Consider the following 26,413-nt stretch of genomic DNA (forward strand, 5'->3'; position numbering starts at 1 on the left):
CGGACATGAGTACGACTGACAAGGCATCCACCGAGGCGTCGCCCGAATCCGGCGCGGCGGACGCCACCGAGTCCGCCGCGGACCCCGCGGAGGCCGTGGCCGGAGCCCAGCTCTCCACCGCCCCGCTGGAGGACAGCCCCACCGGGCCGGCCGTCGGCATCGGCGTGATCGGCTGGGCCCGCTGGTTCTGGCGGCAGCTCACCTCCATGCGGGTGGCGCTGATCCTGCTCTTCCTGCTGTCCCTGGGCGCCATCCCCGGCTCCCTCATTCCGCAGAGCAACGTCGACGAGTCGAAGGTCATCGACTGGAAGCGGGCCCATGCGTCCTGGGTGACCGTGGCCGAGAAGCTCCAGCTCTTCGACGTCTACAGCTCGGTGTGGTTCTCCGCGATCTACCTGCTGCTGTTCATCTCGCTGGTCGGCTGCATCCTGCCGCGCTCCTGGCAGTTCGTCGGCCAGCTCCGCGGCCGTCCGCCGGGCGCCCCCAAGCGGCTCGACCGGCTCCCCGCCCACACCACCTGGCGCACCGGGAAGACCCCGGACGAGGTCCTCTCGTACGCCACGGCCGTGCTCCGCGGGCGCCGCTTCCGGACCGAGGCCGGCAGGGGGCACGTCGCGGCGGAGAAGGGCTACCTCCGCGAGGCCGGCAACCTGATCTTCCACGTCGCGCTGATCGTGATGCTGGTGGCCTTCGCCTGGGGCCAGTACTTCAAGTCCGAGGGCGGCAAGCTGGTCCTGCGCGGCACCGGCTTCTCGAACACGCTCACCCAGTACGACGACTTCAAGGCCGGCACCCTCTTCCACCCCGACGACCTGCCGCCGTTCAGCTTCACGCTGGACCGGTTCGACGCGACGTACGAGCTGAGCGGCCCGCAGAAGGGCACCCCGCGCGACTTCAAGGCGTACGTCACCTTCAGCGAAGGCGCCCACGGCAAGCCGGAGAAGCGCGAGATCCAGGTCAACAAGCCCCTCCAGGTCGACGGCTCCAAGGTCTACCTGCTGGGCCACGGCTACGCGCCGATCATCTCGGTGACCGACCCCACCGGCAAGGTGATCTTCAAGGACGCCGTGCCGATGCTCCCGCAGGACTCCAACCTGACCTCCACCGGAGCGATCAAGGTCACCGACGGCTACAAGGACAAGGACGGCAAGAAGGAGCAGCTCGGCTTCAACGCCGTCTTCGTGCCGGCCTACGCCGGCGAGGGCCAGGGCACGATGTTCTCCCAGTTCCCGGCCGTGCTCCAGCCGCGGCTCATGCTCAACGCGTGGCACGGCAGCCTCGGCGTGGACTCGGGCCTGCCGCAGAACGTGTACGTGCTCAAGACGGACAAGATGCAGTCCTTCAAGGACGAGTCCGGCGAGGCGTTCAAGCAGAAGCTCTCGCTCGGCGACACGATGACCCTGCCGGACGGCGCGGGCACCGTGAAGTTCGAGGGCATCGAGCGGTGGGCCACCTTCTCCGTCACCCACCAGCCCGGCAGCGGCCTCGCTCTCGCCGGCGCGATCTCCGCCATCGCGGGCCTGGCCGGATCCCTGTTCATCCAGCGCCGCCGGATCTGGGTCCGCGCGGTGGCCGGCCCGGACGGCGTGACCGTCGTCGAAATGGCGGGTCTGGGCCGCAGCGAGTCCGCCAGGCTCCCGCAGGAGCTGGCGGCCCTCGCCGCCGCGCTGCACCGGCAGGCGCCGACCGCGCCCGCCGCACTTGCCGAACCACGTGTCGAAGAAACCCCTGAAGGAGAGCGCGGATGACGCCGCTCGCAGCCGCAGCCAATGAGAATCTGGCTCAGATCAGCAACTACCTGATCTATTCGTCGATGGCGGTCTACACGCTCGCCTTCTTCGCGCACATCGCCGAGTGGACCTTCGGCAGCCGCAGCAAGGTGGCCCGTACGGCCGCCGCGCTGACCGGCGCCGCGGAGGCCCAGGACGCGCCCGCCGTGCAGGTCCGCGGCAAGGGCGGCGGCACGGCCGTCCTCGACCAGCCGAAGGTCGTCACCCGCTCGGCCGCCGGCACCCGCGACGTGCCGGACGGCCCCGGCGCCGGCGGCGGCACCGTGCAGGGCGACCTCTACGGGCGGATCGCGATCTCGCTGACCGCGCTCGCCTTCCTCATCGAGGCGGGCGGCGTCCTCGCCCGCGCGATGTCGGTGCAGCGGGCCCCGTGGGGCAACATGTACGAGTTCTCGATCACCTTCTCCACGGTGGCCGTCGGCACGTACCTGGCGCTGCTCGCCCTGAAGAAGAACGTGCGCTGGCTCGGCCTGATCCTGGTCACCAGCGTGCTGCTGGACCTCGGCATCGCCGTCAAGATCCTCTACACCGACAGCGACCAGCTGGTTCCGGCCCTGCACTCGTACTGGCTGTGGATCCACGTCTCCACCGCGATCTTCTGCGGCGCCGTCTTCTACATCGGCGCGGCCGGCGCGGTCCTCTACCTCTTCCGCGACGCCTACGAGGGCCGGCTCGCGAACGGCCGGACCGCGGGGAAGTTCTACGCGTCGGTGATGGAGCGGCTGCCCTCCGCGGCCTCGCTCGACAAGTTCTCGTACCGGATCAACGCGGCCGTCTTCCCGCTGTGGACCTTCACGATCATCGCGGGCGCGATCTGGGCGGGCGACGCCTGGGGCCGCTACTGGAACTGGGACCCCAAGGAGGTCTGGTCCTTCGTGACCTGGGTGGCGTACGCCGCCTACCTGCACGCCCGCGCCACCGCCGGCTGGAAGGGCCGCAAGGCCGCGTACCTCGCGCTCTTCGCCTTCGCCTGCTGGATCTGGAACTACTACGGCGTGAACATGTTCCTCAACGGCCTGCACTCCTACTCGGGCGTCTGACCGGCAGGAGTGGGACGCTGGTGGCATGTCTCTCGTGAGCCACGCCACCAGCGAGCGCCGCGGCGAGGACCGCTGGCTGCTCCGCTTCGAGCTGCACCTGCCGTACTCCTACGAGGCGCTCTGGCCCGCCCTGACCACGCCGGACGGGCTGCGCGGCTGGCTGGCCGCGGCGGACGTCCTGGAGCGCAGGCTCGGCGGGGCGGTCACGCTGCGCTGGCTGAACACCGGGACCGTGGCGACCGGGCGGATCACCGCCTGGGACGTCGAACGGGTCGCGGAGTACACCGTCACCGAGCACGGGCGGATCCGCTTCCACCTGGAAGCGGTCGGGACCGATTCGACGGTGATCCGGTTCGTGAACGAGCGCGGCGGGTCGGAGGACGAGCGCCTCGACTGCCTGGCTGGCTGGCACGAGCACTTCGAGCTGCTGGAATCCGCGCTGGGCGGCCGCCCGGCGAACTGGGCGGCCTGGACGGACGCCCGCTGGTCGCAGCTGCGCGACGCCTACGCCTCCTTCACCAGGGCGTAGGCCGTACGGGGTCCCGGCCGGGCGGACCTCACCACACCGGGCGCAGTGGCGGCAGCCCGTCGTCCCCGTGGAGCGCGCGCACGAGGCGCCCGAGCTCCTGGCGCAGGACCGTGAGGTCGGCGCTGCCGGCCAGTTCGGCCTCCAGCTCGTGCAGGATCCGGCCCGCGACGCCGAGGTGGGCATCGGCCGCCGGGGTCAGCACCACCAGCTTGCGGCGGCCGCCCGCGGGGTGCGGCTCGCGCCGGACGTAGCCGCGTTTCTCCAGGTCGTCGACGATCTGCCCGGCGGCCTGCTTGGTCACCCCGAGCCGTTCGGCGAGCTCGGTGGCGGTGGCGCCGGGGCCCTTCAGGGCCTGGAAGGCCATGCCGTGCAGGGGGCGCAGGTCCGGGTATCCGGCCTCGGCGACGCGCCGGGTGAACTCGCCCAGCACCAGCTGGAAGCCCAGCCCGAGCAGGAAGGTCAGCTCGACGCCCTCGTTCTCGTCTCTCGTCACGCAAATATGGTGACACGACTGAGTCAAGCTGCTTTACTCACCCTTGTCGAGTAAAGCAGCTTGACTCAGTCGCGACGAGAAGACGAGGACCGCCTTGCACGTCATCACCGTTTCGCCCGAGCACGTCACCGCCACCCCGAACGCCACCATGACCGGCCGCGCCGCCCCCAGCCGGGGCAGCTGCGAGCTCAGCACCTGGCACGTCGACATGGCCGCCGGCATCACCGGACCCGAGCACTCCGTCAACCGCGAGCAGGTCTGGCTGCTCACCGCCGGATCCCTGGAGGTCACCTGCGACGGCCGTACCGAGAAGGTCGCCGCCGGCCAGACCCTGGTCCTTCCGCCCGACGTGCTGCGCCGGATCCACGCCCCCGAGAACTTCGAGGCGTACGTGGCCATGCGCGCCGACGGGGTGGCCACCGTCCCGGGGACCGAGGGCACCCGCGTCCTGCCCTGGGCGCAGTGACCCGAAGGGGTCAGGAGCGCGCGGTCGCCGCACCGGGTGCCGGGGCGGCCGGGTACCGCCGCGAGGCGCAGAGCCCGGCGCGCGCACCCCGGCCGGGCGGCCCATCCGGCGCGGGCCCGAAGTGACGAACATGCGGGAGGCGCTGATGCTGGTCGCGGCGGGCCGGGGCGCGCTGCCGGCGTCGGCCCGCACCTCGACGTACTACGCCCGTCCGGGCGTCTCCTACGTCCCCTTCGCGGACGCGGAACCGGTCGGGTACGGCCTGGTCTGGCGCGCCGCCGGCCTTCCGCCGCGCCCCGCTGCCCTCCGGGCTGGTGCTGGAGCAGGTCCGCCCCGTCTTCGCCTCGGACCCCGGAGCCATGGACCTGTACGGCCGGCACGAGCCCACGTACCTGGTGGCCCAGTGCCGGGACGGGGAGCGCGAGGTGCCCATCGACGTCGCCCGCAAGAACGTGCCGCGGCTCGTCGGCGCCCTGCCGCAGGCGGCCCCGGCGGCCGCGGCGTGGCCTAGTCCTGGTCCTGGTCCCGGCCCTTGTCCTTCTTGTCCTTGTTCTCCTGCTCGTCGCGCAGGGACTTCAGGAACTCCGGGTTGTCGTCGGGCGCGACCCACTGGGTCCGCCCCCGGGTACCGCGACCGCCACCGCCGACGGCCGAGCGCTTCCTGCCCGCGAACAGCCACACCACCGGTCCCACGATGGAGAACAGCAGGATGATGATCACCCACACCACCTTGGGAAGGTGCTTGACCTCTTCCTCGGGCGTGTTCAGGCAGTCGATGAAGGCATAGATGGTCAGCGCGAGGATCAGCAGGAACGGCAGATAGCGCAGCACGGTGTGGAACCGACTCCCCGGCAGTGACGGCAGGCCCGCTCGGGCCCCGGTGACACCTCCAGAGTAGTTGGTGACGGATACTTGCCCCTATGGCTTACGACGATCTCCGCTCGCTGCTCCGGGCTCTGGAGCGGGAGGGCGACCTCAAGCGCATCAAGGCCGAAGTCGACCCGTACCTGGAGGTCGGGGAGATCGTCGACAGAGTGAACAAGGCGGGGGGCCCGGCCCTCCTCTTCGAGAACGTCAAGGGCTCGGCCATGCCGCTGGCCATGAACGTCTTCGGGACCGACCGCCGCCTGCTGAAGGCCCTCGGCCTGAAGTCGTACGGCGAGATCAGCGAGAAGATCGGCGGCCTGCTCAAGCCGGAGCTGCCGCAGGGCTTCATCGGGGTCCGCGAGGCCTTCGGCAAGCTCGGCTCGATGGTCCACGTGCCGCCGAAGAAGGTGAAGGGCGATTCCGCGCCCGTCCAGGAGGTCGTCCTCACCGGCGACGACGTGGACCTCGACCAGCTCCCGGCGCTCTTCACGTGGCCCAAGGACGGCGGGTCCTTCTTCAACCTCGGCCTGACCCACACCAAGCACCCCGAGACGGGCGTGCGCAACCTCGGCCTCTACCGCCTCCAGCGCCACGACAAGCGCACCATCGGCATGCACTGGCAGATCCACAAGGACAGCCGCAACCACTACGCCGTCGCCGCCAAGCGCGGCGAGCGGCTGCCGGTCGCGATCGCCTTCGGCTGCCCGCCCGCGGTGACGTACGCGTCCACCGCACCGCTGCCGGGCGACATCGACGAGTACCTCTTCGCCGGGTTCGTCGCCGGCAAGCGGATCGAGATGGTGGACTGCAAGACGGTCCCGCTGCAGGTCCCGGCCAACGCCGAGGTCGTCATCGAGGGCTGGCTGGAGCCGGGCGAGATGCTTCCGGAGGGTCCCTTCGGCGACCACACCGGCTTCTACACCCCGCAGGAGCCGTTCCCGGCCCTGAAGATCGACTGCGTGACGATGCGCAGGCGTCCGCTGCTCCAGTCGATCGTGGTCGGCCGGCCGCCGACGGAGGACGGGCCGCTGGGCCGTGCGACGGAGCGGTTCTTCCTGCCGCTGCTGAAGATCATCGTCCCGGACATCGTGGACTACCACCTGCCGGAGTCGGGCGGCTTCCACAACTGCGCGATCGTCTCGATCGACAAGAAGTACCCCAAGCACGCGCAGAAGGTCATGCACGCCATCTGGGGCGCGCACATGATGTCGCTGACCAAGCTGATCATCGTGGTGGACTCCGACTGCGACGTCCACGACCTGCACGAGGTGTCCTGGCGGGCCCTCGGGAACACGGACTACTCCCGCGACCTCACCGTCGTCGAGGGCCCGGTGGACCACCTGGACCACGCCTCGTACCAGCAGTTCTGGGGCGGCAAGGCGGGCATCGACGCGACGAAGAAGCTGCCCGAGGAGGGCTACACCCGCGACGGCGGCTGGCCCGACATGGTCGAGTCCGACCCGGCGACGGCCGCCCTCGTGGACCGCCGCTGGAAGGAGTACGGCCTGTGAGCCCCCTCGTCTCAGGACCTGCCCTGTTCTTCGGCAGCCTCACGGCCTACGTCATGCTGGAGCGCCCGAAGCTCGACCCGACCGACCCGGGCCTGCGGCGGGCCGCCGAGCGGGCGGGCGTGACGCCCGAGGAGTTCGCGGGCCCCGGCGACGTCTGGGCGCTGACGTGGGAGGACGAGGACGGCGAGGGCGGTGGCTTCGAGCTGCCCGGCCTGCGCGACGCCGAGGCGGAGGACTTCGCCGAGCGGCTGCGCCTCGCGCTGGGCACCGGCGAGCCCTTCACGATCGAGGCCGGCGCCGTGCTGCGCCTCGACGCCCGCCCGGCCGGCGCCGAGGGCTGCGCGTTCACCGCCCACATCACCCCGCCCGAGGGCGAGGACGAGCAGTTGGAGCCCGTGACCCTGGAGCTGGAGCCGGACCGCACGGCCTCGCTCCTGGCTCAATTCCAAGAGTTCCACGCGAGCCTCGCGTGATCCCGAGCCTCGCCTTCACGGAGACAGGGCCGGTACCGCTCGACGGGCCGAGGACCGAACCCGATCAGTTCCGGAGGGAACTCGCATGATGACCACCGCCGACGAAGTGGTGGGGTCCGGGCCTTCGCCCGAGGCCGGCAACAAGGTCAAGGCCTTCCTGCGGCTCGTGATGATCGAGCACTCGGTCTTCGCGCTGCCCTTCGCCTACATCGCGGCGCTCACCGCCATGTTCCAGTTCGACCGGAACGTGCACTGGGGCACGCTGCTGCTGGTCACCGTCTGCATGGTCGGGCTGCGCACCTTCGCGATGGCGGCCAACCGGATCATCGACCGCGAGATCGACGCCCGCAACCCGCGTACGGCCGGCCGCGAGCTGGTCACCGGCGCGGTGTCGGTCCGCTCGGCCTGGACCGGCGCCGGGATCGCGCTCCTCGTCTTCCTCGGCTCGGCGGCGCTGCTGAACCCGCTCTGCCTGATGCTGGCGCCCGTCGCGGTGATCCCGATGGTGGTGTACCCGTACGGCAAGAGGTTCACGAACTTCCCGCACGCCATCCTGGGCCTGGCCCAGGCCATAGGGCCGATCGGGGCCTGGCTGGCCGTCACCGGCGAGTGGTCCTGGGACGCGGTGATCCTGAGCCTCGCGGTGGGCGTGTGGATCGGCGGCTTCGACCTGATCTTCGGCTCCCAGGACGTGGCCTCGGACCGCGCGGACGGCGTCAAGTCCGTCCCGGCCCGCTTCGGCGTCCCGGCCGCCCTCTGGGGCGCCCGCGGCGCGCACGTCGTGACCACGGCCCTGCTGGCCTGGTACGCCCTCGCCACCGACGCGGGCGCGCTGTTCTGGGCGGGCCTGGCGATCGTCGTCGTCGCCTTCTTCTACGAGCACACCATCGTGACCCCGCACGACCTGTCCCGCCTGAACCGCGCCTTCTTCACGGTCAACGGCTTCATCGGCATCGCCCTGTTCGTGTGCGCCCTGCTGGATCTCGTGGTGCGCGGTCTGGCCTTCTGAGCAGCGTGCGGCCTGCCCTCGCGTGGCGAGAACCTCGGCGCCTCCGACCTGGCCGTGGACCCCTCTGCCGTCAGCCCGTGAGGACGGGCTGTCGGCGGGCCGGGCGGCGGTAGAACAGGGCCGTCAGCACGCCGCCGACCAGGCCGCAGAGGTGGCCCTGCCAGCTGACGCCCGCGTCCGTCGGGAGGATGCCGGTCACGATCGTGCCGCCCCAGACGGCCGCGATGCCCACGGCGACGGCGACGCCCAGCACCTTGCGCTCCACGAAGCCGCGGACCAGCAGGTAGCCGAAGAGGCCGAAGACGACGCCCGAGGCGCCCAGGGTCATGGTGTCCGGCGGGGAGATCAGCCAGGTGCCGATGCCGTCCGCCAGCATGATCAGCCCGCACACCGCGAGGAAGTGCCGGATCCCGGACAGGGCCGCTATGAAACCGAGGACCAGCAGCGGGACGCTGTTGGAGGCGACGTGGTCGAAGCCGAGGTGGAGGAAGGACCCGGTGACGACGCCCGTCAGGCTGTCCGGGTCGCGGGCCACGATCCCGTACGCGTCCAACGCGTGCCCGGTGGCGTAGTCGACGGCCTCCAGGACCCACAGGAATGCCACCCAGCCCAGCATGAGCTTCGCGGCCGCCTTCGCCCGGTCGCTCTGCCGCCACCCGCCCTGATGCACCGTCGTGCTCGTCGTGCTCATCGTGTCCGTGTCCCCTCGCAGCGCCCCAAGTGGGGAACGTCCAGGCACCTTACCGAGTGCCCGTCGGCGGTGGCCGGATAGTCTCGGAGGTATGACTGAGCGCAAGCGCACCCCGTGGGTGGTCGGGGTTTCCGGGGCGTCCGGGACGCCGTACGCGGCGGCGGTGCTCCGCGGGCTGCTGGCGGCGGGGGAGAGCGTCGACCTGGTGGTCAGCCGGGCTTCGCGGCTCACCCTGTTGGACGAGACCGGGATCGCCTTCCGCGACGCGCACTGGCGGGACGATCTGGGGGAGTGGCTGCAGCGGGGCGCCGACGGGAAGCCCGGGACCTTCGCGCGGCCCGAACTGGACGACGTCCGCTACTGGGGCGCCGGGGACCTTGCCGCCGGCCCGAGTTCGGGCTCGTACCCGGTCAAGGGGATGCTGGTCGTCCCCGCGTCCACGGCCTGCGTGGCGGGGGTGGCGCTCGGACTGTCGAAGGACCTGCTCCAGCGCGTGGCGAGCGTGACGCTCAAGGAGCGGCGCCGGCTGGTGGTCGCGGTGCGGGAGACCCCGCTGAACGGGCAGACGCTGCGGCATCTGGTGGCGCTGGACGAGGCGGGCGCGATCGTGCTGCCCGCCTCTCCGGCGTTCTACGCGGGCGCGACGCACATCCAGGATCTGGTGGACTTCGTCGCGGGGCGGGTGCTGGACGCGGCAGGGGTGCCGCACCGGCTGTACCGCCGCTGGGAGGGGGAGCTGGGGAGCGCCCGCACTCCCCGGGAGGCGAACGGTGGTGACTAGGCCTTCTTGCCGGACAGCGGCTTGCGGGCCTTGTCGACGCGGTAGGCGGCGGCGGGCTGGTGGGCACGGGATCGGTTGGCCAGCTCCTGGAGCTGTCGCATGTGTGCGTGGGCCATCTCGATCGTGAACACGGTGAACCACTCCTGAAGATCGTTATTGATCTGTCGAAAGATTTCACAGGATGTTGACCCTGCGTGCCTTAGATTCTATACCTAAACTTGCAGGATCGCCGAATAATGGAAGGCTCCACGTAATGGACACGGTGGACAGGCAGCTCATCCAGGCACTTCGCGAGAACGGTCGTGCCTCGTACGCGGAGCTGGGCCGTCTCGTGGGCCTCTCCGGCCCCAGCGTCACCGACCGCATCAACCGGCTGGAGACGGCCGGCGTCATCACCGGCTACCGCGCGACGGTGGACTCGCGTTCGCTCGGCCTCGGCGTCACGGCGCTGATCGGGCTCTCCATGTCCGACGCCGCCGACCACGAGGACGTGGCCCGGCGGCTGCGCGACCTCAACGAGATCGAGGACTGCTGGTTCATCGCGGGCGACGACTCCTTCATGCTCAAGGTGCGCGCCAACGACGTGGACGGCCTGGAGAAGATCATCCGCAGGCTCTCCGGCACCAAGGGCGTCTCGCGCACCCGCACCACCATCGTGCTCTCCACGAAGTGGGAGAACCGGGTCGGGGAGCTGCCCGAGGAAGCCTGAGAGTACGGTTGGGCAGGGTTCGCAGGACAGGCAGAGGCATCTAGAGGAGGGCGACCGGTACATGGACGCTGGGCTCAAGCGTGAGCTGGAGGAGAAGGTCCGCTCCGGCGAGCGGCTGACCCGTGAGGACGGCATCGCCCTCTACGAGTCGGACGACCTGGCCTGGCTCGGTGGCCTCGCCCACGAGGTGCGCACGCGCAAGAACGGTGACGTCGTCCACTTCAACGTCAACCGGCACCTCAACATGACGAACGTGTGCACCGCCTCGTGCGCGTACTGCTCGTTCCAGCGCAAGCCGGGCGAGAAGGACGCGTACACGATGCGCATCGAGGAGGCCGTGCGCCTGGCCAAGGCCATGGAGAACGACAACCTCACCGAGCTGCACATCGTCAACGGCCTGCACCCGAACCTGCCGTGGCGCTACTACCCGCGCTCGCTCTCGGAGCTGAAGAAGGCGCTGCCGAACGTCTCGCTGAAGGCGTTCACGGCGACCGAGATCCACCACTTCGAGACGATCTCCGGCATGTCGGCCTCCGACATCCTGGACGAGCTGATCGAGGCCGGCCTGGAGTCGCTCACCGGCGGCGGCGCGGAGATCTTCGACTGGGAGGTGCGCCAGCACATCGTCGACCACCGCACCCACTGGGAGGACTGGTCGCGCATCCACCGGCTGGCGCACTCGAAGGGCCTCAAGACCCCCTCGACGATGCTGTACGGGCACATCGAGGAGCCGCGCCACCGCGTGGACCACGTGCTGCGGCTGCGCGAGCTCCAGGACGAGACCGGCGGTTTCCAGGTCTTCATCCCGCTGCGCTACCAGCACGACTTCGTGGACATGCAGGACGGCAAGGTGCGCAACAAGCTCCAGGCGCGCACGACGATGGCGACCGGCGCGGAGGCGCTGAAGACCTTCGCCGTCTCGCGGCTGCTCTTCGACAACGTGCCGCACGTCAAGGTCTTCTGGGTGATGCACGGCGTGCAGACCGCCCAGCTCGCGCTGCAGCACGGCGCGGACGACATGGACGGCTCGGTCGTCGAGTACAAGATCACGCACGACGCGGACAACTACGGCACCCCGAACAAGCTGGGCCGTGACGATCTGCTGGAGCTGATCCGGGAAGCGGGCTTCCGGCCGGTCGAGCGCAACACGCGCTACGAGATCATCCGCGAGTACCCCGGTCCGGACGCGGGTCTGCGCGAGACCCCGCAGGCGATGCGGGTCTGACGCCCCGTCGGTCCCGTCCGACCGCCTCTCGGCGAGTTAACCCCGGCCCATGGGCCGGGGTTTAACTTTTTCTGGACGGGCCGATGAGGTAATGGGTAAACTCGTAAAATGACCCTTACTTTCACCCTGGACCCGGTCGTCGACCCTTCCCTGCGTGATGGAATCCTCGGGCTGTGGGCCGACGTCTCGAACGCGGGCGGCGCCGTGGGCTTCGTGCCGCCGGTCGTCGTCGACGACATCCGCCCCGCACTCGACAAGCACCTCGTCGGCGTCGCCGACGGGAGCTGCCGCCTGCTCGTCGGGCGCGGCGAGGACGGCTCGGTCGCCGCGACCGCCTTCCTCACCCGCAACGCCCACCGACTGCAGCTCCACTGGCTGTGGGCGTACACGGTCATGGTCCATCCGCGCCATCAGGGCAAGGGCTACGGGCGCGACCTGATGGCCGCGACGGAGGCCGCGGCCCGCTCCCTCGGGGGCATCGACGCGATCCGCCTCACCTGCCGCGGCGGCCACGGCCTGGAGCACTTCTACGCGGCCTGCGGCTACAAGGAGGTCGGCCGCGTACCCGGCGCGGTCCGGGTGGCCCCGGGCGACGACCGCGACGACATCACGATGCTGCTGCCGCTGTACTGACGGGCCCGGTCGCCCGGCCCCGTACCCCGGAGGGGCGGGTTCTAATGATCCACGCAACACCCTGGAGTTCAGGGAGTTGCGGGGATCGTGGATTTCGAGGTGCTGAAGGCGAGGTTCTTCGAGGCGCTGGACAGGGAGAACGGCAGCATCACTGCTGCGGCTCGTGCAGTCGGAGTGAACCGCAACACGGCGTTCGGGTGGGCACGCCGGGCCGGAGTCCGTGGTCGCGGCAAGCCTCGCAGGCCCGGCCACCCCGGTCGGGCGGAGTACGAGCGGCTGCGTGCTGCGGGAGTCCGGCGCCGTGATGCCGCCGCGCAGGCCGGCGTCCATGAGCGCACCGCTGAGGACTGGGACCGCGGTATCCGGCAGATCGGCCACTCGCGCCTGCATCCTGACGGGCGCCGCATCGACTACAAGACTGGTGTGACCACCATCGCCGCCACCTCTTCAAGGTCGTCCCTCGCAACGGTCGAGGCCGAACTGCACCCCAGGTTTCTCACGGTGACCGAGCGAGAGCTGATCGCTGATCTGCACCGTGAAGGCCGGTCGCTGCGCGCGATCGGACGGGCACTGGGCCGACCGGCGTCCACGATCAAGCGCGAGATCGACGCCCGGTCGGTCGATGGCGTCTACCGGCCGCACCGGGCCCAGCGGGCATGGGCGAGGAGCCGGTCGCGCCCCAAGGACTCCAAGCTCGCCCAGGACGGCCCGCTCCGCCGGTTCGTCGCGGAAAAGCTGCAGGAACAGTGGTCACCCGAGCAGATCTGCCACGCTCTGGTCATCGAGTTCCCCGACGACGAGAGCATGCGCGTGAGCCCGGAAACGATCTACCAGGCGGTCTACGTCCAGGCCCGTGGCGGACTGCGCCGCGAAGTCGCGGCCGCGCTGCGCACCGGGCGCACTCGCCGCAAGCCGCACCGCAGCCCGGACCAGCGCACGCGCCGGTTCGTCGACGAGATGGTGATGATCTCCGAGCGTCCTGCCGAGGTCGAGGACCGGGCAGTGCCCGGTCACTGGGAGGGCGATCTGATCGTCGGCCCCCGCAGCGAGAGCGCGATCGTCACCCTGGTCGAGCGCTCCACCCGCTACGTCATGCTGGGGCATCTGCCCGGCGGGCATACGGCCGAGGAGGTCCGCGACGTGCTGGTGCCCTTGATCCAGACCCTGCCCGGGCACCTGCGCGGCTCGCTGACCTGGGACCAGGGCTGCGAGATGGCCGCGCACAAGCAGTTCACCGTGGCCACAGGCGTGCCGGTCTACTTCTGCGACCCGCACTCACCCTGGCAGCGCGGATCGAACGAGAACACCAACGGCCTGCTACGGCAGTACTTCCCCAAGAGCACCGACCTGTCCGTGCACAGCCCCGAAGACCTCGAACACGTCGCCCAGCAACTCAACGGCCGGCCCCGCAAAACGCTCGGCTGGAAAACCCCAGCCGAGCGCCTGCGTGATCTACTGACGAGCACGTAGACCGTCAGGTGTTGCGAGGACCCCAAGAATCCGCCAGGGCCGCCGCGGGGCCCCGGCGTGCTTCACTGGACGGGCACCGGCCGGCGTGACGGCCGACTGCCGACACGCCAGCCGACGTACGACCACGATGAGAGAGAAGGGGTCACCGTGTCCCTCAAGCCGAGCGCAACGATCCGATACACCGCGATGCGCCTGGGCATCTTCGTCGGATGCCTCGTCGTCGTCGCGGGCCTGGTCCGCCTCCAGTGGGTGCCCGCCGGGCTCGGCGCCGCCAACGCCGCCTGGGTCGTGCTGCTCGCCCTCGTCATCTCCGCCCCGCTCTCCTTCGTCCTCCTGCGCAAGCAGCGGGAGGAGATGTCCCGGCAGATCTCCGGGCGCGTCGCGGGTGCGAAGGAGAAGCTCGCCGCGAACCGCAGCCAGGAGGACCAGGCCGACGACGCGGCGCGCGTGAGCTCGTAACGCCACAGTTGGCTTCATCACACATCGAACCGCCCCAGCACCGGGTATACCGCCCGTAACGCTGGGGCGGCCGTATTTTCCGGGCCGGCGCAAGAGGGCCTCGTGCGCCGTTGTCTCAAAGGGCCCCTTTGAGATTCCCAAAGGAGAAGTGTTAGCGTGTTGAACATGTTGACCACAGCCGCGCACCCGATGACCACGAGCGTTCCGCTCGTGATGCGCCTGCACGTCGACCTCTGCCGCCGCGCGTCCGCGGCCTGTTGCTGTTGAGCTGAATCGATACAGCAGCGGTCCCGGCCGGCTCCTTCCGGCTGCTGCCGCACCGCATCACCACCGCAGCACTTCCCCCCTGTCTTTGTGCGTCACCTCCGGAGAGTGTCCGTGTCCGCGACCCCCCACGCCCCTGCCAAGGCCTCGTTCAAGTTCCCCTTCTGGGCCCAGATCGTCGCCGGTCTCGCCCTCGGCGTCCTCTTCGGCTGGATAGCCCGCAGCCAGGACGTCAGCTGGCTCGCCACCACCCTGGAGAAGACCGGCGACATCTTCGTCCAGCTGCTGAAGCTGGCCATCGCCCCGCTCGTCTTCTTCGCGATCCTCGTGTCGATCACCAACCTGCGGAAGGTGAACAACGCCGCGCGGCTCGCCTCCCGCACGCTGCTCTGGTTCATGATCACCTCGCTGATCGCGGTCGGCATCGGCCTCGCGATCGGCCTGCTTACCGACCCGGGTTCGGGCACCGGCCTCACCGCGGCCGACGGCCAGGAGCCCAAGAAGACCGGCTCCTGGATCGACTTCCTGACCGGGATCGTGCCGACGGACATCGTCACGCCGTTCACCCAGCTGAAGGTCCTTCAGATCGTCTTCCTGGCCGTCGTCGCCGGTATCGCCGCCCTCCAGCTGGGAGCCAAGGCCAAGCCGGTCCTCGACCTCGCCGAGTCCGCCCTGGAACTCCTCCAGAAGGCCCTGTGGTGGGTCATCCGCCTCGCCCCGATCGGCACCATCGGTCTGATCGGCACCGCGATCGCCACGTACGGCTGGGAACTCATCGGCAAGTACGCGACCTTCACCGCCGACATCTACATCGGCTGCGCCCTCGTGATGTTCGGCGTCTACCCGCTGCTGCTCGCCACGGTCGCCAAGGTCAACCCGCTCCAGTTCTTCAAGGGCGCCTGGCCGGCCATCCAGCTGGCCTTCGTCTCCCGCTCCTCGGTCGGCACCATGCCGGTCACCCAGAAGGTCACCGAGCGCCTCGGCGTTCCGAAGGAGTACGCCTCCTTCGCCGTCCCCTTCGGCGCCACCACCAAGATGGACGGCTGCGCCGCGATCTACCCGGCGCTCGCCGCGATCTTCATCGCGCAGATCTTCGACGTGCAGCTGGGCATCAAGGAGTACCTGCTCATCGTCTTCGTCTCGGTCATCGGCTCGGCCGCCACGGCCGGTCTGACGGGCGCGACGGTCATGCTGACGCTGACCCTCTCCACGCTGGGCCTCCCGCTGGCGGGCGTCGGCCTGCTGATGGCGATCGACCCGATCCTGGACATGATCCGCACCGCCACGAACGTGGCCGGACAAGTTGTCTCACCGGTGATCGTCGCTGCACGTGAGGGCATCCTCGACCGCGACGCGTACAACTCGGTGAAGTTGTCGCCGATCGACGAGCACGACGAGCGTGAGGTCGAGCAGAAGGTGACTGCTCCGCTCCCCGCGTAAGCGCTCAGGCGCGCCGCGAGGACAAGGACGCCCCGGAACTCAACGTTCTGGGGCGTTCGTGCGTTCGTGCGTTCGGCCGGGATGGCCTCAAGACGGCTTGCCCCGCGGTGGTGTCCGATTCCGGAGTCGAGGATCACGTCGTCGACCCCTGGGGGCGACGCCGCCACTCCTCCTGACCGCCTGACTCCGCGCTGACCAGAGTGATCTTGATGGAGTCGGTCTCAGGTGGCTTCCTGCAGCCGCGTCCGATGCTGAACACCTGAACTTCCTTGATCACGCTTGCCACGACTGCTCGGCGGCGCTCCAAGTTCTCGTCACTCTCGTCCCGCCATACCGCCAGCGCGTCCGTCTCGGTCTGGGTTGAGGCGGCAACGGCGACGGCCTCCCGAGTGCGTAGCTGCTGGAGTTGCACGCGCAGATGCGTCAGAGAGTCGAAGTAGTCCTCGTCCTCCATCCGCCCTTCCTTCCAGCGAAGCCGGAGGAGGCGGATGCGCTCTTCCGCCTTCCTGACCTCGTCCGTCAGTACTCCTGGCCCTTGCGGTCCCTGCTGATCCGGACGTAGATTCCCACGCGCTTCGGCTTGGCCATGTCCCACCCCGGGTTTCGGACGGCTTACCTGCGCACTGCTCAACGTACATACCGATGGCATGGTTACGGTGTGGGCGGGCAGGCCCTGGTCTCGGTCATCGTCTCGGCCCGTGAAAGCAGCCTGGGCGTCAGACCGTCTGCGCGCGGAAGTACGCGACCGTCGCGATCAGGAACGGCACGGCGAACCACCACCGGCCCATGGTCCGGCGGAACACGGGGGTGATGGTGATCAGCAGTCCCAGCAGACACAGGACGACGGAGAAGTTGCCCATGAACCGGGCGTCTTCGCGGAGCTGGTCGTACGGCGAATGAGGCCGCATGGCCACGGCGGCCCAACAGGAGAACGCGGCGGGGACGTAGAGCAGGACGAGCGGGATCACGAGCACCCACTGCAGGCAGCCCCGGTCCTCGGGCAGGTCGATGTTCTCGCGGGGGAGCCTCATCCGAGCGTCACCATCCGGATCCAGGCGATCGCGCCGAGGACGACCGGCGGGGCGAGCCACCACGGGCCCAGGGTGCGGCGGACGGGCGGGACGAGGGTGATCAGGATCCCGAGCACGCTGAAGATGATGGCGAAGAGGGCCATCGCCGTCGTCCCGGCGTAGCCCGGATCGTCCCACTCGGCCGCCGGTCCGAAACGCACCGCCGTGTAGACGAAGAACGCGTTGAGCAGGTGGAGGAGGCCGAGCGGGACCCCGAGGACCCACCTGAGGAAGCCCTGGTCCTCGGACGGGTCGGTGCGCTCGCGGGGACGTGTCATCGCATGGCTTCCTTGACCTGGCCGAGCCCCTCGGTGAAGTTGTCACCGTAGTCCTGGGCCTTCTGCGACTCCCAGTACGGGCCGCCGTTGTAGCGGGCGGCGATCTCGCGCATCTGGGCGTCGGTCAACTGGTCGGCCGGCACGTCCGCGTACGGGGTCTCCGACTTGATCTGGGCCAGGAAGCCGGCGGCTATGAACGCGTTCTGGCGGTGGTCCTGGAGGGACTCCTCCACGAGGGCGCGCTGGGCCTCCGTGAGGTGCGCGGGATCGTAACCGAGCACTTCGGCACCGCGCCGGACCTGGATGGCGATCGGCCCGAAGGAGGTCTGGTCGGGCACACCGCCGAGCCGGTTCGGGAGGTTCTCGGGCGTGATGGGGCTCAGGGGGAACGCGGCGGTGTGGCGCATGTGGTCGGTGAAGTCGTCGACGTAACCGCCCTGCCCGGCGATCTCGTTCCAGGCGATGCCCGCGACGAGCTCCTCGGGCAGTCCCGCGTGCTGGGCGGCGGCCCGGAGGATCTCCTTGTTGCGGGAGATCCACTGGGCCTTCTCCCGGTCGTCGTCCGGCGGGTTCCAGTACATCTCCTCGCCCTGCGGCAGCCCGGCGATGCGCATCCGGATGTCCTTGAGCTCCGGCGACATGTAGGTCTTCTCCCCGACCGTCCCGTGCATCTCCCGCTTCGGGCCGCTGCCCGGCAGGTGGGTCAGCGGGCTGTTGCGCGCCTCCTCGCCCTCCCGGCGCAGGTCGGCCATGACGGCGTACAGGTCGGGGCGTTCGCCGCCGCCCTGGACCCGGAGTGCGGGCATCAGCTCGTACGCCTGCTTCAGCGCGTGGACGCAGGTGTCGCGGGCCTCCTGTTCGACGGTCTTGGCGAGGTGGAAGCCGCCGCCCGCGGCGTCGTGGAGCCGGTTCGCCTCGTCGCGGATGTCGTCCACGTCCATGGTCACTTCGGCCAGGAAGTCGAAGACGCCGGTCGTGGCGCGCATGTCCTCCCACCGGCGCATGGGCTCCGCCTGCTGCGCGACCTTGGTGATGGCGACGCCCTTGGTGCCGATGAGCGCGGCGAGCGCCCGTTCCGACCGAGCGCCGTTGCGGTAGTGGGACTTGGCCGTCTCCAGCGCCAAGGCGTAGGCGTGCAGGGCGCTCGCGGCCTTGTCGAAGCCCTCGGCCATGTGCGTCACCAGCTCCCGGGCATCGGTGAGACGCGCGAAGTACGTCGTACTCCCGTCGCTCTCCCACTTGGTGCGCTCCGCCCGCCGGGCGGGTTCCTCGACCTCTACGAGGAGGTCGCGCAGCCGGCGGAACTCGGCCGCGTTCCGTTCGACCAGCGCAGGATTGCACTCCGCCATGAACGTGACGTCGGCGTGGTAGCTCAGGCCGCTGCTCATCTGTCCTTGTCCTCCGGCCTCAGGTACACGCCCGTCTCCACGATCTTGCGGAGGAAGGACGCCGCGGTGTCGTCGTCCACCCGGGCGAAGCTGGTGCCGGTGGTCTTCAGGCGGGTGGCCAGGCCGGCGAACAGGGCGACCGTGTCCTTGAACTGGTCGTCGGCGAACCGGGCGAAGCGGAGGGTCTGCGCCGCGACATCGGGGTGCGCCCGGGGCACGCGGGCCATCGTGCTCGCGTCGCCGTCAGGACGGCCCTCGTGCAGCAGCGCGGCGATCTCGATCAGCAGGTTCGCGTTGCCGTTGATGGACGGGACCCCGGCCACCAGGCCCCCGGCGGGGCTGCCGCCGCCGGGCTCGGGCGCCACCTGGTTGAGACGCATGGCGGGGGACGAATGCCCAGCCACGACGGCAGCTTTGTGCTGCGCCCATTCCGCGTCGAACGACATCTGGTTCCCCCTGACTTGACCCGGAAGTGCTGGATCATGTCCATGCTAGTACGGGGAAAACGGCAGCTCAGCTGTCAAGAGAGCTTCCACAGCCGGACGGTGGAGTCGCGGCTTCCGCTGGCGAGGGCCTTGCCGTCGGGGCTGAAGGCCACCGAAGCCACGTCACTGGTGTGGCCGGTGAGGGTGGCTGTGGTGGTGCGGGAGGCAAGGTCCCAGAGCCGGATGGTGCGGTCGCCGCTGCCGCTGGCGAGGGTCCGGCCGTTGGGGCTGAAGGCCGCCGAAGCCACGTCGCCAGTGTGGCCGTCGAAGCCGTAGATGCCAGTGCGCTTGGCGACATCCCAGAACCGGATGAGGGTGTCACCGCGACCGGCCGTCCGAGCTCGACGTCGTACGCCTGCCACACCTCGCCGATGCCGCCGTGCCCGAGCCGGGCGTCCAGCCGGTACCGCCCGGAGAAGTGCTCTCCCGTACGCATGGTCCCCCCCCGGTCGTACATCAACTCCCGCTGTGGCACGGGTCATTGTGTAACGCCGGGGTCAGGCGTGCGAGACGAATCCCGCCCAGGCGTCGGGGGTGAAGGCGAGGTGGGGGAGGCCGGTGTCCTTGGAGTCGCGGACGTGGACGGTGGCGGGGCTGGTGGCCACCTCGACGCAGTCGTTGATGTCGCCGCTGTCGCTGTAGCTGCTCTTGGACCACTCCAGCTCGGACTCGTGGATCATGTCTCTCCCAGCACTTGCTCGATGAATGCGACGGACTCCCGTGGCGTGAGAGCCTGGGACCGGATCATGGCATGGCATTGCTCAAGGACCCTGACCTGCCTCGGATCGAAGACGGGGCGGCCGTTGAACGCCCCTTCGGAGCGCCCTACTGCCGATCCGTCCGCGAACTTCAGCACTTGGATCAACCCACCCATTCCGGCGTGCTCTTCGAGAACGGTGGGCATGACCTGGATCGTCACGTGCCGCAGCTCGGCAACCTCCAGCAGGCGTTCGAGTTGCCCACGCAGCACCATTGTCCCCCCGATGCGGCGCCGCAGGGTCACCTCTTCCTGGACGAAGCAGAGAGCGGGCGAGGGGCTGCGGTCGAAGATCGACCGGCGGGCCATCCGGGCGACCATGCCGCGCTCCACCTGCTCGGTGGTCTGCGGAGGCTGCCACATCTCGAACAGGGCACGTGCGTAGTCGTCCGTCTGCAACAGGCCATGGATGTTGTGATTGCCGTACGCCGACAGTTCGACGGCCAGGCTCTCCAGCTTCACGAGGTCGCGGACCTTCTTCGGGTAGCGGACCTGCTCCATGTCCGCCTTCATCGCGACGATCTTGCCGCCCGCTCCCAGCACCTCGTCCGCCCTGGCCAGGTACTCCGGGCGCGGGATGCGCTTGCCCGCCTCGACCTTGCGGACCAGGTCCTCGCCGTACCCGATCGCCGTGCCGAAGTCCGCGACCCGCTTCCCCGCCTCCTCCCGCCACGCGCGGAGCTGCCGTCCCAGCGCGGCCAGCACGGCCACTCCCTGCTCATCCTGGGGATCGACGTCCCAGCCGGCGTCTTCCGTACCGTCCCTGTCCACGCTCATGCGCGCCCACCTCCGACGTACCGAATTTCTCAACGCCCTTTGCCCGCAGGTCGCGCCGGACAGCCGGGACAGCACCGGACAACGTCCGGACAAAGGCCGGACGCAAGGGCGTTGTCGCTTCTCACGGTATGCACGGCCCGACACGCTCGGTCACGTGAACACTCAAATCTGTGACTTCGGGCACTGCTTCGGCGCCCAGCTCGCCGCCACCCCGCGCGGTGCCCGCCAGGCGCGGCAACTTGCCGTCGAGAAGATCGCCGAGTGGGGTCTGCCGACGGAAGGGCCGACGCTCATCGTGGCAGAGCTCGCCGCCAACGCGGTGACCCATGGCCGGGGGCCCGGGCGTGACTTCCGGATCGCGCTCACGCTGGCGGACGGGGTGCTGCGGATCGAGGTGGCCGATACGCGCGGCGACCGGGTCCCGCGAATCCGCGACGCGGAAGGGGATGCGGAGGGCGGTCGGGGTCTGATGCTGGTCGAAGCGCTCGCGGACCGTTGGGGCGTAAGGGAGGGGCCGGTTCCCGGCAAGGTGGTGTGGGTGGAGGTTTGCCCCGCCGCCGGGTCGCGGCGGGCTGCGATCCGGCGTGCTTAGCCTCGATCCACCGATGTGGTCTGAGGGTGATCTTCTGGCGGGCGTCTGTGCCGGTTTTGGGGCGGTGGTTGGGCATGGGCAGGTTGTAGCCGCTGGTCTGCCCAGCTTTTCCACGACTTGGTTCCGGTTGGGCCCTGGCGGGCGGGGTGGGCAGGGGGCGTCAGGCCGGGCCGGGTGGGCCGTGGACCGTGTCGAACAGGTGCGTCCAGGCGTGCTGCCAGGGCCAGTTGTGCGGTAGGTGCAGGGTGATACGGCGGGCTGAGCGGGCGATCCTGGCGGGCACGTGGATCAGGTGGGCGCGGAGGGTGGCGGTGGTGGCCCTGGCGTGGAAGGCGGAGGTCAGAGCACCGGTGGCCCGCAGCAGGTTGTAGGTCATGGCCCACAGGGTGAGCCAGGCCGCGTTGGCGTTGAACTGTCCGGAGGGCAGGTGGGCGAGGGCGGAGGCTTTGCTGTCGGCGATGACCTGCTCGACGACGGCGTGGTGACGGTGTTCCCGCTCGGCCTGGAGCGTGGGGGCGGGCTGGTCGGTGAAGAACGGGTGGTAGCGCCAGACGGGGAACAGCTCGCCCTGCTCACCGACGCCGGCGGGTTTGGCCAGGTCCCGGACCCGGCGCACGATCAGCCGGGCCGTGACCCGCTCGCTCTTCTTGCGGCCGGCGAACGCGGTGTATGCGGGTATCTCGGCGACTTCGGCGCCGGAGATGAGCTCCCCGGTGTCGGGGTCGGGCACCGCGGTCGGGTAGCTGATCTGCTGCCACGTGCCGTCCGGGATGGCCAGGACGGCCCGTTTGATGGAGGGGTTCATGCCGGTCGTGATGGAGAAGTGGGCTCCGGCCCGGCGGCAGGCGGCGATCACACCGGCGTTGTAGAACTGCGAGTCCGCCCGCAGGATCCGCAGGCCGGTGCAGCCGGCCTCCCGGGCGGTGGCCAGAGCCTCGCTGACGAACTTGGGGGCGCCGCGGGAGTCGGCCGCCTTGCCCCGCCGCATCCGTGCCCCGGCGATCACCGGCCGCGCGGCGGGGGTGCAGATCGTGGCGAGCAGGGGGTGCAGGGTGCGGACACCCTTGAACCGGCCGTACTCGCCACCCTGCTTGGTCCGGCCGTAGACCCGTTTGTGGGTGGAGTCGACATCGATGAACGCCTTCTCGCCCGCGCCGGGCAGCAGCGGGGTGTGCGAGGCCAGAGCGGCCAGGAACCCGCGGTGCACCGCGTGGAGCTGGAGCGCGTGACCATGGGTGAACGAGCGCAGAAACGTGCCCAGCGTGGACGGCGCACGGACGCCTGCGAACAACACGGGCATCGCACCGTGCCGCAGCACATCCAGATCGTCGATGCTGTCCGCGCCAGCGACCATCCCGGCCACGATGCTGGTCACCTTGGCGTCCGCCGACGCGCCCGCGCCGTTCTTCGCGCCGGTCAGCTTCACCTTCTCGGCCACCAGCCGGGCAAGCCCGCACCGCTCGGCCAGCCGCATCACCGGGACCAGCCCGGCATGCGCGACCAGATTCGCGTCATCGAACGCGGCAAACACCGCCGAAGCAGCATGGGAAGATTGCATCTCGCGGATGTTCTCTTGCTCTGTGGAAATGGAACCGTAGGAAGTCCCATCATCCCAGCTCAGAGGGCATCCGCGTCTTCATGTCCAAGCCCTGGACCGGCTATTGCTCGGTGGATCGAGGCTTAGACGCATAAGACCCCAAAGAACCGGGGGAAAGAACCAACCAACCCCACCAAACCGGCCCCGTGTCGCTCGGACGGGTGAAACGTGCCAACTGGGCTGGATTCGGGGAGGGTTGTCGGGCATATGCTCGCCCCGACCACCACAGAAATGAGACGGCCCCCGGCGGGACTGCAATCCCGGCCGAGGGCCTGACCAACTAGGAAGTCAGCACCTTCCCAATGGCTCCCCAGCACCTTAGCGCGCCGTCGCGCGCAGCGGCCCGTGTTCGACCCGGGACCCCCCGATCCGGTGTCATTCACGTCAACACGCCGCACGCGCGTCACTTCACCGTGGTGGGCAACCACCTGCTCCAGCATCCCGACTTGTCGGCGACTGCGATCGGCGTTGCGGCCTACATCCAGTCGCTGCCCGACGGTGCCCCCGTCGGAATCAAGGCGCTTACGGATCGCTTCCGCGAGGGGGAGGTCCGGATCGCCTCGGCCCTGCGGGAGTTGGAGCGGCACGGCTACCTGGAGCGGCGGCGCGAGCGGCTGGCGACCGGGCAGGTGGTGACGCGGACGTTCTCGTACAACAGGCCGGGGCTGGCGCAGACGGACCCTGACCGCCCGCCGCCTTCCGACGATCCGCCGCCTCCGGATGGCCCGCCGCCTCCACCGCCGGTTCGGGAGCCCTTGTCGGGGCCGGGTTCCGCGCCGGCTCGGAGGACCCGGGCATTCGATGCTCTGCCCGTGCCGCAGGCCTTGCACCCCGGTGCGGCCGATCTGCTGGCCGGGCTGCGGCGGTACGATCCGCGGCTCCTGCTGGCCGAACGCGACGTACGGCGGCTCGTGCCGGGGGTGTCGGCCTGGCTGGAGCGCGGGGTCGACCCCGACGCGGTGGCGCGAGCGCTGTCCGGCGGCCTCCCCGAGCCTATGCGCGACCCCGCGTCCGTCCTCGCGTACCGGCTCGGCGCGCTGATCCCGCCGCACCTGCCGCCCGCCCCCGTGGTCCGGCGGCCCAGACGGCCGGATCCCCTCCAGAACTGCAACGGCTGTGATCGCGCCTTCCGGGCCCCGGCTCCGGGCCGTTGCCGCGACTGTCCGCCGGCCGCCGCATAGGGCTCAGGGAGAAGCGACGGCCTGTTCCAGGAGGCCGTGCAGGGCGCGCTGTTCCTGCTGGGTGAGGCCGGACAGGGGGGAGTCCACGGCGAGGAGCGCGAGGAGGCGTTCGCGCAGTGCGGTGCCCTCGGCGGTGACGGCGAGGTGCTTGGCGCGGCGGTCCGTGGGGTGCGGGTGGCGCTCGACCAGCCTCTGCTTCTCCAGCCGAGGGTGGCGGCGCCAACCTGGACCACGGGGACTGGCGGCAGGCCGATCCGGTGGACGGCCGGGTGGTCGCGGCAGTGCTCGCCGCGACGGTACTGGCGGCTCTGGCCGGAGCGGTGATCAACCGGCAGGGGGCGGTGGGGGCCGTGGTCTCAGGGGCCCTAGGAAGCGCTGCGGAGAGGGCCTGCGGCCGCGCGGTGGTGGCTCGGGCGGGTGCCGTACACCCGCTGGAAGGCCACGCTCAGTCCGAAGGCGCTGCGGTAGCCGACCTGCCGGGCGATCGACTCCACCGTGGCCTCGGAGCGCACCAGCAGGTCGGCCGCCAGGGCCAGCCGCCAGCCCGTCAGGTAGGCCATGGGCGGCTGGCCGACCAGCTCGCCGAAGCGGCGGGCGAGCGTCGCCCGCGATACGCCGGCCTCCTCGGCGAGCGCCGCCACCGTCCACGGCCGCGCGGGCCGGTCGTGGATCAGGCGCAGCGCCGGGCCGGCCACGGGGTCGCCGAGCGCCCGGTACCAGCCGGGCGGGTCGGACTCCGGGCAGGTGAACCATTCCCGCAGCGTGGACAGCAGCAGCAGGTCCAGCAGCCGGTCCAGGACCGCCTGCTGGCCGGGGTCGTCCCGGCTGATCTCCAGGGCCGTGAGGTCGAGGATCGGGCCGGGCTCGCCGCCGTAGCGCACCACGAGCACTCGGGGGAGCGCGCTCAGCAGCCGCTCCGAGACCCGGCCGCCGACGTGGTAGCTGCCGGTGAGCAGCACGTTCGGGGCGTCGGCGTCCAGGCTGTTCCCGCAGGTGCGCACGCCCAGTACGAGCTCCTCGCTGATCTCCGCGCCGTCGGCCGTCGTGCAGTGGTCGGGGCCGTGCACCACGTACAGCGGAGGCGCCACCGGGCCGTCGTCGGCGGTGTCGGCGATGTCCGCGGTGTCGGCGATGGTGAACGGCCGGCCCCCCACCACGATGGCCACGTCGCCGCGGTCGAGCGCGACGGGCTCGGCGTCGCCGCCGGGGAGGATCCGGCCCGAGCCGCGCAGCATGGTGACCAGGGTGAGGGGAGTCCGGTCGGCGAACCGGATCGACCACGGTGGGGCCAGGATGGCCCGGCTGAACAGGGCCCCGTCGGACCGCACTTCGTACAGCAGACTCGCCAACGCATCCATACGGCAAGACCTTAGACGCTCAGACATCGATCTGAGCGGGAAGACCATTCCACGCCTCAACGGCGGCGGCTTGACTGGCCGCATGACGACGAAACCGATTCTGGTCCTCGGCAGCACAGGCAAGACGGGACGGCGCGTGCTTTCCCGCCTCCGACAGCACGGACACGAGGTCCGGGGGGCCTCTCGGAAGGGGCTGACCCGCTTCGACTGGAACGACGAGAACACCTGGGAGCCGGCACTGGAGGGGGCCGGTGCGGTCTACCTGGTCGACTCGCAGCAGAGCGACGCCGCGACGTCGCTGCGCTCCTTCGCCGGGCTGGCCGTGACCGGCGGTGTGGAGCGGCTGGTGCTGCTGTCGGCCCGCGACTGGGTGGTGCCGGACGGCGAGGAGAAGCTTCCCGGCGAGCGTGCGGTACGGGAGTCCGGCGCGCAGTGGACGATCCTGAAGCCGACCTGGTTCGCCCAGAACTTCAGCGAGGACCCCTTCTACCGCGGCCAGTTGCTCGACGGCGAGTTCGTGATGTCGACCGGGGACGGCATCGAGCCGTTCGTCGACGCCGAGGACATCGCCGACGTCGCCGTGGCCGCCCTCACCGAGGACGGGCACGGCGGGCAGGCCTACGAGCTGACCGGACCGAGGCTGCTGAGCCTGGGCGACGTGGTCGAGGAGATCGCCCGGGCCACCGGCCGGGACATCGCCTACCGCCCCGTCCCGGCGCAGGAGTACGCGGCCTACGCCCTGCGCAAGGGCCTGCCCGAGGACTACGTGGCCCTGCTGAACCTGCTCAACGGCTGGATCGAGGAGCGCCGCTTCGCCACGCTCGCCGACGGCGTGCAGCGCGCACTCGGCCGTGAGCCCCGCGATTTCGCCGACTACGTCCGCCGCACCGCCGCGACCGGGGTGTGGCACTGATCCACAAGGGTGTGGCACTGATCTCCACGCGTGCGGCACGGATCGGTGTCCGTGGCACCGATCGGTGTCAGTGGGGTGGAGCGTCCGTGAAGAAGGGCTCCAGGGGCTGGTCGGACCGGGTTACCGCTACGTAAATTACCCGCGGTAACGCTCGTGCCGAGCCAAGG

At 70.1% G+C, this 26,413-nt stretch carries 31 protein-coding genes; 17 read left to right on the top strand and 14 right to left on the bottom strand.

What is annotated here, in order from left to right:
- Positions 1–5 precede the first annotated feature (5 nt).
- The 3 genes from resB to OG332_RS25615 are packed head-to-tail and all read left to right on the top strand — an operon-like array spanning position 6 to position 3,359.
- On the top strand, positions 6–1,748 hold the full coding sequence (resB, locus tag OG332_RS25605) for a cytochrome c biogenesis protein ResB (protein ID WP_327415681.1): 1,743 nt from the start codon (positions 6–8) through the stop codon (positions 1,746–1,748).
- Positions 1,745–2,830, top strand: a complete 1,086-nt coding sequence (gene ccsB, locus OG332_RS25610; protein ID WP_327415682.1) for a c-type cytochrome biogenesis protein CcsB — start codon at positions 1,745–1,747, stop codon at positions 2,828–2,830. The genes resB and ccsB overlap by 4 nt, the downstream gene beginning before the upstream one ends.
- Before the next feature lie 25 nt (positions 2,831–2,855).
- Positions 2,856–3,359, top strand: coding sequence for an SRPBCC domain-containing protein (locus OG332_RS25615; RefSeq protein WP_327415683.1), 504 nt, complete (start codon positions 2,856–2,858; stop codon positions 3,357–3,359).
- A 28-nt stretch (positions 3,360–3,387) separates the two neighbouring features.
- Here OG332_RS25615 and OG332_RS25620 read toward each other — a convergent pair whose 3' ends face one another.
- Positions 3,388–3,852: a MarR family winged helix-turn-helix transcriptional regulator gene (locus OG332_RS25620; RefSeq protein WP_327415684.1), complete on the bottom strand. Its 465-nt coding sequence runs from the start codon at positions 3,850–3,852 to the stop codon at positions 3,388–3,390.
- 94 nt (positions 3,853–3,946) lie between these two features.
- On the opposite strand from OG332_RS25620, the gene OG332_RS25625 reads away from it, so the two are divergent.
- Positions 3,947–4,318 (top strand): cupin domain-containing protein, encoded by a 372-nt coding sequence (locus OG332_RS25625; RefSeq protein ID WP_327415685.1) that lies wholly within the window; start codon positions 3,947–3,949, stop codon positions 4,316–4,318.
- 507 nt (positions 4,319–4,825) lie between these two features.
- On the opposite strand, the gene OG332_RS25630 is transcribed toward OG332_RS25625, so the two are convergent.
- The gene (locus tag OG332_RS25630; protein ID WP_327415686.1) at positions 4,826–5,149 is read right to left on the bottom strand and encodes a PLD nuclease N-terminal domain-containing protein; all 324 of its coding nucleotides are present in this window, start codon (positions 5,147–5,149) and stop codon (positions 4,826–4,828) included.
- An 89-nt stretch (positions 5,150–5,238) separates the two neighbouring features.
- Between OG332_RS25630 and OG332_RS25635 the strand changes: the two genes are divergently transcribed.
- The 3 genes from OG332_RS25635 to mqnP all read left to right on the top strand — a co-directional run bounded on the left by OG332_RS25635 (position 5,239) and on the right by mqnP (position 8,178).
- Complete coding sequence (locus tag OG332_RS25635) at positions 5,239–6,696, top strand: menaquinone biosynthesis decarboxylase (RefSeq protein ID WP_327415687.1); 1,458 nt, start codon at positions 5,239–5,241, stop codon at positions 6,694–6,696.
- Positions 6,693–7,169, top strand: coding sequence for a hypothetical protein (locus tag OG332_RS25640; protein ID WP_327415688.1), 477 nt, complete (start codon positions 6,693–6,695; stop codon positions 7,167–7,169). The genes OG332_RS25635 and OG332_RS25640 overlap by 4 nt, the downstream gene beginning before the upstream one ends.
- A gap of 88 nt (positions 7,170–7,257) precedes the next feature.
- Positions 7,258–8,178, top strand: coding sequence for a menaquinone biosynthesis prenyltransferase MqnP (gene mqnP, locus OG332_RS25645; protein ID WP_327419369.1), 921 nt, complete (start codon positions 7,258–7,260; stop codon positions 8,176–8,178).
- Between the two features lie 70 nt (positions 8,179–8,248).
- On the opposite strand, the gene OG332_RS25650 is transcribed toward mqnP, so the two are convergent.
- The gene (locus OG332_RS25650) at positions 8,249–8,869 is read right to left on the bottom strand and encodes a rhomboid family intramembrane serine protease (protein ID WP_327415689.1); all 621 of its coding nucleotides are present in this window, start codon (positions 8,867–8,869) and stop codon (positions 8,249–8,251) included.
- A 91-nt stretch (positions 8,870–8,960) separates the two neighbouring features.
- On the opposite strand from OG332_RS25650, the gene OG332_RS25655 reads away from it, so the two are divergent.
- A complete protein-coding gene (locus OG332_RS25655; protein WP_327415690.1) occupies positions 8,961–9,650 on the top strand; it encodes a UbiX family flavin prenyltransferase in 690 nt (229 codons plus the stop codon).
- Here OG332_RS25655 and OG332_RS25660 read toward each other — a convergent pair.
- Positions 9,647–9,781 carry a hypothetical protein gene (locus OG332_RS25660; protein WP_267884487.1) on the bottom strand — a complete coding sequence of 45 codons (135 nt, stop codon included), beginning with the start codon at positions 9,779–9,781 and terminating at the stop codon, positions 9,647–9,649. The two genes, OG332_RS25655 and OG332_RS25660, sit on opposite strands and share 4 nt — an antisense overlap.
- A 122-nt stretch (positions 9,782–9,903) precedes the next feature.
- On the opposite strand from OG332_RS25660, the gene OG332_RS25665 reads away from it, so the two are divergent.
- From OG332_RS25665 to OG332_RS25690, 6 genes are all read left to right on the top strand, one after another.
- Positions 9,904–10,359: an Lrp/AsnC family transcriptional regulator gene (locus OG332_RS25665; RefSeq protein WP_030710106.1), complete on the top strand. Its 456-nt coding sequence runs from the start codon at positions 9,904–9,906 to the stop codon at positions 10,357–10,359.
- Positions 10,360–10,420: 61 nt separating this feature from the next.
- Positions 10,421–11,584: an aminofutalosine synthase MqnE gene (gene mqnE, locus OG332_RS25670; RefSeq protein ID WP_030710107.1), complete on the top strand. Its 1,164-nt coding sequence runs from the start codon at positions 10,421–10,423 to the stop codon at positions 11,582–11,584.
- 108 nt (positions 11,585–11,692) lie between these two features.
- On the top strand, positions 11,693–12,217 hold the full coding sequence (locus OG332_RS25675) for a GNAT family N-acetyltransferase (RefSeq protein ID WP_327415691.1): 525 nt from the start codon (positions 11,693–11,695) through the stop codon (positions 12,215–12,217).
- Positions 12,218–12,493: 276 nt separating this feature from the next.
- Entirely contained in the window at positions 12,494–13,687 is a 1,194-nt protein-coding gene (locus OG332_RS25680; protein ID WP_327419355.1) for an IS30 family transposase, read from the top strand.
- 147 nt (positions 13,688–13,834) lie between these two features.
- Positions 13,835–14,146, top strand: a complete 312-nt coding sequence (locus tag OG332_RS25685) for a DUF4229 domain-containing protein (protein WP_327415692.1) — start codon at positions 13,835–13,837, stop codon at positions 14,144–14,146.
- Positions 14,147–14,518: 372 nt separating this feature from the next.
- Positions 14,519–15,850, top strand: coding sequence for a dicarboxylate/amino acid:cation symporter (locus OG332_RS25690; RefSeq protein ID WP_327415693.1), 1,332 nt, complete (start codon positions 14,519–14,521; stop codon positions 15,848–15,850).
- Between the two features lie 133 nt (positions 15,851–15,983).
- On the opposite strand, the gene OG332_RS25695 is transcribed toward OG332_RS25690, so the two are convergent.
- The 8 genes from OG332_RS25695 to OG332_RS25730 form a co-directional block, all read right to left on the bottom strand.
- Positions 15,984–16,304, bottom strand: a complete 321-nt coding sequence (locus tag OG332_RS25695; protein WP_327415694.1) for a hypothetical protein — start codon at positions 16,302–16,304, stop codon at positions 15,984–15,986.
- Positions 16,305–16,566: 262 nt separating this feature from the next.
- Entirely contained in the window at positions 16,567–16,881 is a 315-nt protein-coding gene (locus tag OG332_RS25700; RefSeq protein ID WP_327415695.1) for a hypothetical protein, read from the bottom strand.
- Positions 16,878–17,198, bottom strand: a complete 321-nt coding sequence (locus OG332_RS25705) for a hypothetical protein (protein ID WP_327415696.1) — start codon at positions 17,196–17,198, stop codon at positions 16,878–16,880. The genes OG332_RS25700 and OG332_RS25705 overlap by 4 nt, the downstream gene beginning before the upstream one ends.
- Complete coding sequence (locus OG332_RS25710) at positions 17,195–18,586, bottom strand: hypothetical protein (RefSeq protein WP_327415697.1); 1,392 nt, start codon at positions 18,584–18,586, stop codon at positions 17,195–17,197. Before OG332_RS25710 ends, OG332_RS25705 begins: the two co-directional genes overlap by 4 nt.
- Entirely contained in the window at positions 18,583–19,032 is a 450-nt protein-coding gene (locus OG332_RS25715) for a hypothetical protein (protein ID WP_327415698.1), read from the bottom strand. Before OG332_RS25715 ends, OG332_RS25710 begins: the two co-directional genes overlap by 4 nt.
- 74 nt (positions 19,033–19,106) lie before the next feature.
- On the bottom strand, positions 19,107–19,553 hold the full coding sequence (locus OG332_RS47885) for a WD40 repeat domain-containing protein (protein ID WP_442816205.1): 447 nt from the start codon (positions 19,551–19,553) through the stop codon (positions 19,107–19,109).
- A 15-nt stretch (positions 19,554–19,568) separates the two neighbouring features.
- The gene (locus OG332_RS25725; protein WP_327415700.1) at positions 19,569–19,751 is read right to left on the bottom strand and encodes a DUF397 domain-containing protein; all 183 of its coding nucleotides are present in this window, start codon (positions 19,749–19,751) and stop codon (positions 19,569–19,571) included.
- Positions 19,748–20,605: a helix-turn-helix domain-containing protein gene (locus tag OG332_RS25730; RefSeq protein ID WP_327415701.1), complete on the bottom strand. Its 858-nt coding sequence runs from the start codon at positions 20,603–20,605 to the stop codon at positions 19,748–19,750. Before OG332_RS25730 ends, OG332_RS25725 begins: the two co-directional genes overlap by 4 nt.
- A gap of 154 nt (positions 20,606–20,759) precedes the next feature.
- Between OG332_RS25730 and OG332_RS25735 the strand changes: the two genes are divergently transcribed.
- Positions 20,760–21,197: an ATP-binding protein gene (locus OG332_RS25735; RefSeq protein WP_327415702.1), complete on the top strand. Its 438-nt coding sequence runs from the start codon at positions 20,760–20,762 to the stop codon at positions 21,195–21,197.
- 160 nt (positions 21,198–21,357) lie between these two features.
- On the opposite strand, the gene OG332_RS25740 is transcribed toward OG332_RS25735, so the two are convergent.
- Entirely contained in the window at positions 21,358–22,755 is a 1,398-nt protein-coding gene (locus OG332_RS25740; protein WP_327415703.1) for an IS1380 family transposase, read from the bottom strand.
- Between the two features lie 485 nt (positions 22,756–23,240).
- Here OG332_RS25740 and OG332_RS25745 point away from each other — a divergent pair, with 485 nt between their 5' ends.
- Positions 23,241–23,975: a helix-turn-helix domain-containing protein gene (locus OG332_RS25745; RefSeq protein WP_327415704.1), complete on the top strand. Its 735-nt coding sequence runs from the start codon at positions 23,241–23,243 to the stop codon at positions 23,973–23,975.
- 365 nt (positions 23,976–24,340) lie between these two features.
- Here the strand turns inward: OG332_RS25745 and OG332_RS25755 are convergent, their stop codons facing one another.
- Positions 24,341–25,333 carry an AraC family transcriptional regulator gene (locus OG332_RS25755; protein ID WP_327415705.1) on the bottom strand — a complete coding sequence of 331 codons (993 nt, stop codon included), beginning with the start codon at positions 25,331–25,333 and terminating at the stop codon, positions 24,341–24,343.
- Positions 25,334–25,415: 82 nt separating this feature from the next.
- Between OG332_RS25755 and OG332_RS25760 the strand changes: the two genes are divergently transcribed.
- Positions 25,416–26,246, top strand: a complete 831-nt coding sequence (locus OG332_RS25760; RefSeq protein ID WP_327415706.1) for an NAD(P)H-binding protein — start codon at positions 25,416–25,418, stop codon at positions 26,244–26,246.
- The last annotated feature ends 167 nt before the right edge of the window (positions 26,247–26,413 follow it).

Origin of the sequence: Streptomyces sp. NBC_01233 (genome assembly GCF_035989305.1) — a bacterium.
Taxonomy (GTDB): Bacteria; Actinomycetota; Actinomycetes; order Streptomycetales; family Streptomycetaceae; genus Streptomyces.

What these genes read in the sequence shown, in the direction of transcription:
- resB (WP_327415681.1), top strand. Translation starts at nt 6, where the DNA reads ATGAGTACGACTGACAAGGCATCCACCGAGGCGTCGCCCGAATCCGGC.
- ccsB (WP_327415682.1), top strand. Translation starts at nt 1,745, where the DNA reads ATGACGCCGCTCGCAGCCGCAGCCAATGAGAATCTGGCTCAGATCAGC.
- OG332_RS25615 (WP_327415683.1), top strand. Translation starts at nt 2,856, where the DNA reads ATGTCTCTCGTGAGCCACGCCACCAGCGAGCGCCGCGGCGAGGACCGC.
- OG332_RS25635 (WP_327415687.1), top strand. Translation starts at nt 5,239, where the DNA reads ATGGCTTACGACGATCTCCGCTCGCTGCTCCGGGCTCTGGAGCGGGAG.
- mqnP (WP_327419369.1), top strand. Translation starts at nt 7,258, where the DNA reads ATGACCACCGCCGACGAAGTGGTGGGGTCCGGGCCTTCGCCCGAGGCC.
- OG332_RS25650 (WP_327415689.1), bottom strand. Translation starts at nt 8,869, where the DNA reads ATGAGCACGACGAGCACGACGGTGCATCAGGGCGGGTGGCGGCAGAGC.
- OG332_RS25655 (WP_327415690.1), top strand. Translation starts at nt 8,961, where the DNA reads ATGACTGAGCGCAAGCGCACCCCGTGGGTGGTCGGGGTTTCCGGGGCG.
- OG332_RS25665 (WP_030710106.1), top strand. Translation starts at nt 9,904, where the DNA reads ATGGACACGGTGGACAGGCAGCTCATCCAGGCACTTCGCGAGAACGGT.
- mqnE (WP_030710107.1), top strand. Translation starts at nt 10,421, where the DNA reads ATGGACGCTGGGCTCAAGCGTGAGCTGGAGGAGAAGGTCCGCTCCGGC.
- OG332_RS25675 (WP_327415691.1), top strand. Translation starts at nt 11,693, where the DNA reads ATGACCCTTACTTTCACCCTGGACCCGGTCGTCGACCCTTCCCTGCGT.
- OG332_RS25695 (WP_327415694.1), bottom strand. Translation starts at nt 16,304, where the DNA reads ATGGAGGACGAGGACTACTTCGACTCTCTGACGCATCTGCGCGTGCAA.
- OG332_RS25700 (WP_327415695.1), bottom strand. Translation starts at nt 16,881, where the DNA reads ATGAGGCTCCCCCGCGAGAACATCGACCTGCCCGAGGACCGGGGCTGC.
- OG332_RS25705 (WP_327415696.1), bottom strand. Translation starts at nt 17,198, where the DNA reads ATGACACGTCCCCGCGAGCGCACCGACCCGTCCGAGGACCAGGGCTTC.
- OG332_RS25710 (WP_327415697.1), bottom strand. Translation starts at nt 18,586, where the DNA reads ATGAGCAGCGGCCTGAGCTACCACGCCGACGTCACGTTCATGGCGGAG.
- OG332_RS25715 (WP_327415698.1), bottom strand. Translation starts at nt 19,032, where the DNA reads ATGTCGTTCGACGCGGAATGGGCGCAGCACAAAGCTGCCGTCGTGGCT.
- OG332_RS47885 (WP_442816205.1), bottom strand. Translation starts at nt 19,553, where the DNA reads ATGACCCGTGCCACAGCGGGAGTTGATGTACGACCGGGGGGGGACCAT.
- OG332_RS25725 (WP_327415700.1), bottom strand. Translation starts at nt 19,751, where the DNA reads ATGATCCACGAGTCCGAGCTGGAGTGGTCCAAGAGCAGCTACAGCGAC.
- OG332_RS25730 (WP_327415701.1), bottom strand. Translation starts at nt 20,605, where the DNA reads ATGAGCGTGGACAGGGACGGTACGGAAGACGCCGGCTGGGACGTCGAT.
- OG332_RS25740 (WP_327415703.1), bottom strand. Translation starts at nt 22,755, where the DNA reads ATGCAATCTTCCCATGCTGCTTCGGCGGTGTTTGCCGCGTTCGATGAC.
- OG332_RS25755 (WP_327415705.1), bottom strand. Translation starts at nt 25,333, where the DNA reads ATGGATGCGTTGGCGAGTCTGCTGTACGAAGTGCGGTCCGACGGGGCC.
- OG332_RS25760 (WP_327415706.1), top strand. Translation starts at nt 25,416, where the DNA reads ATGACGACGAAACCGATTCTGGTCCTCGGCAGCACAGGCAAGACGGGA.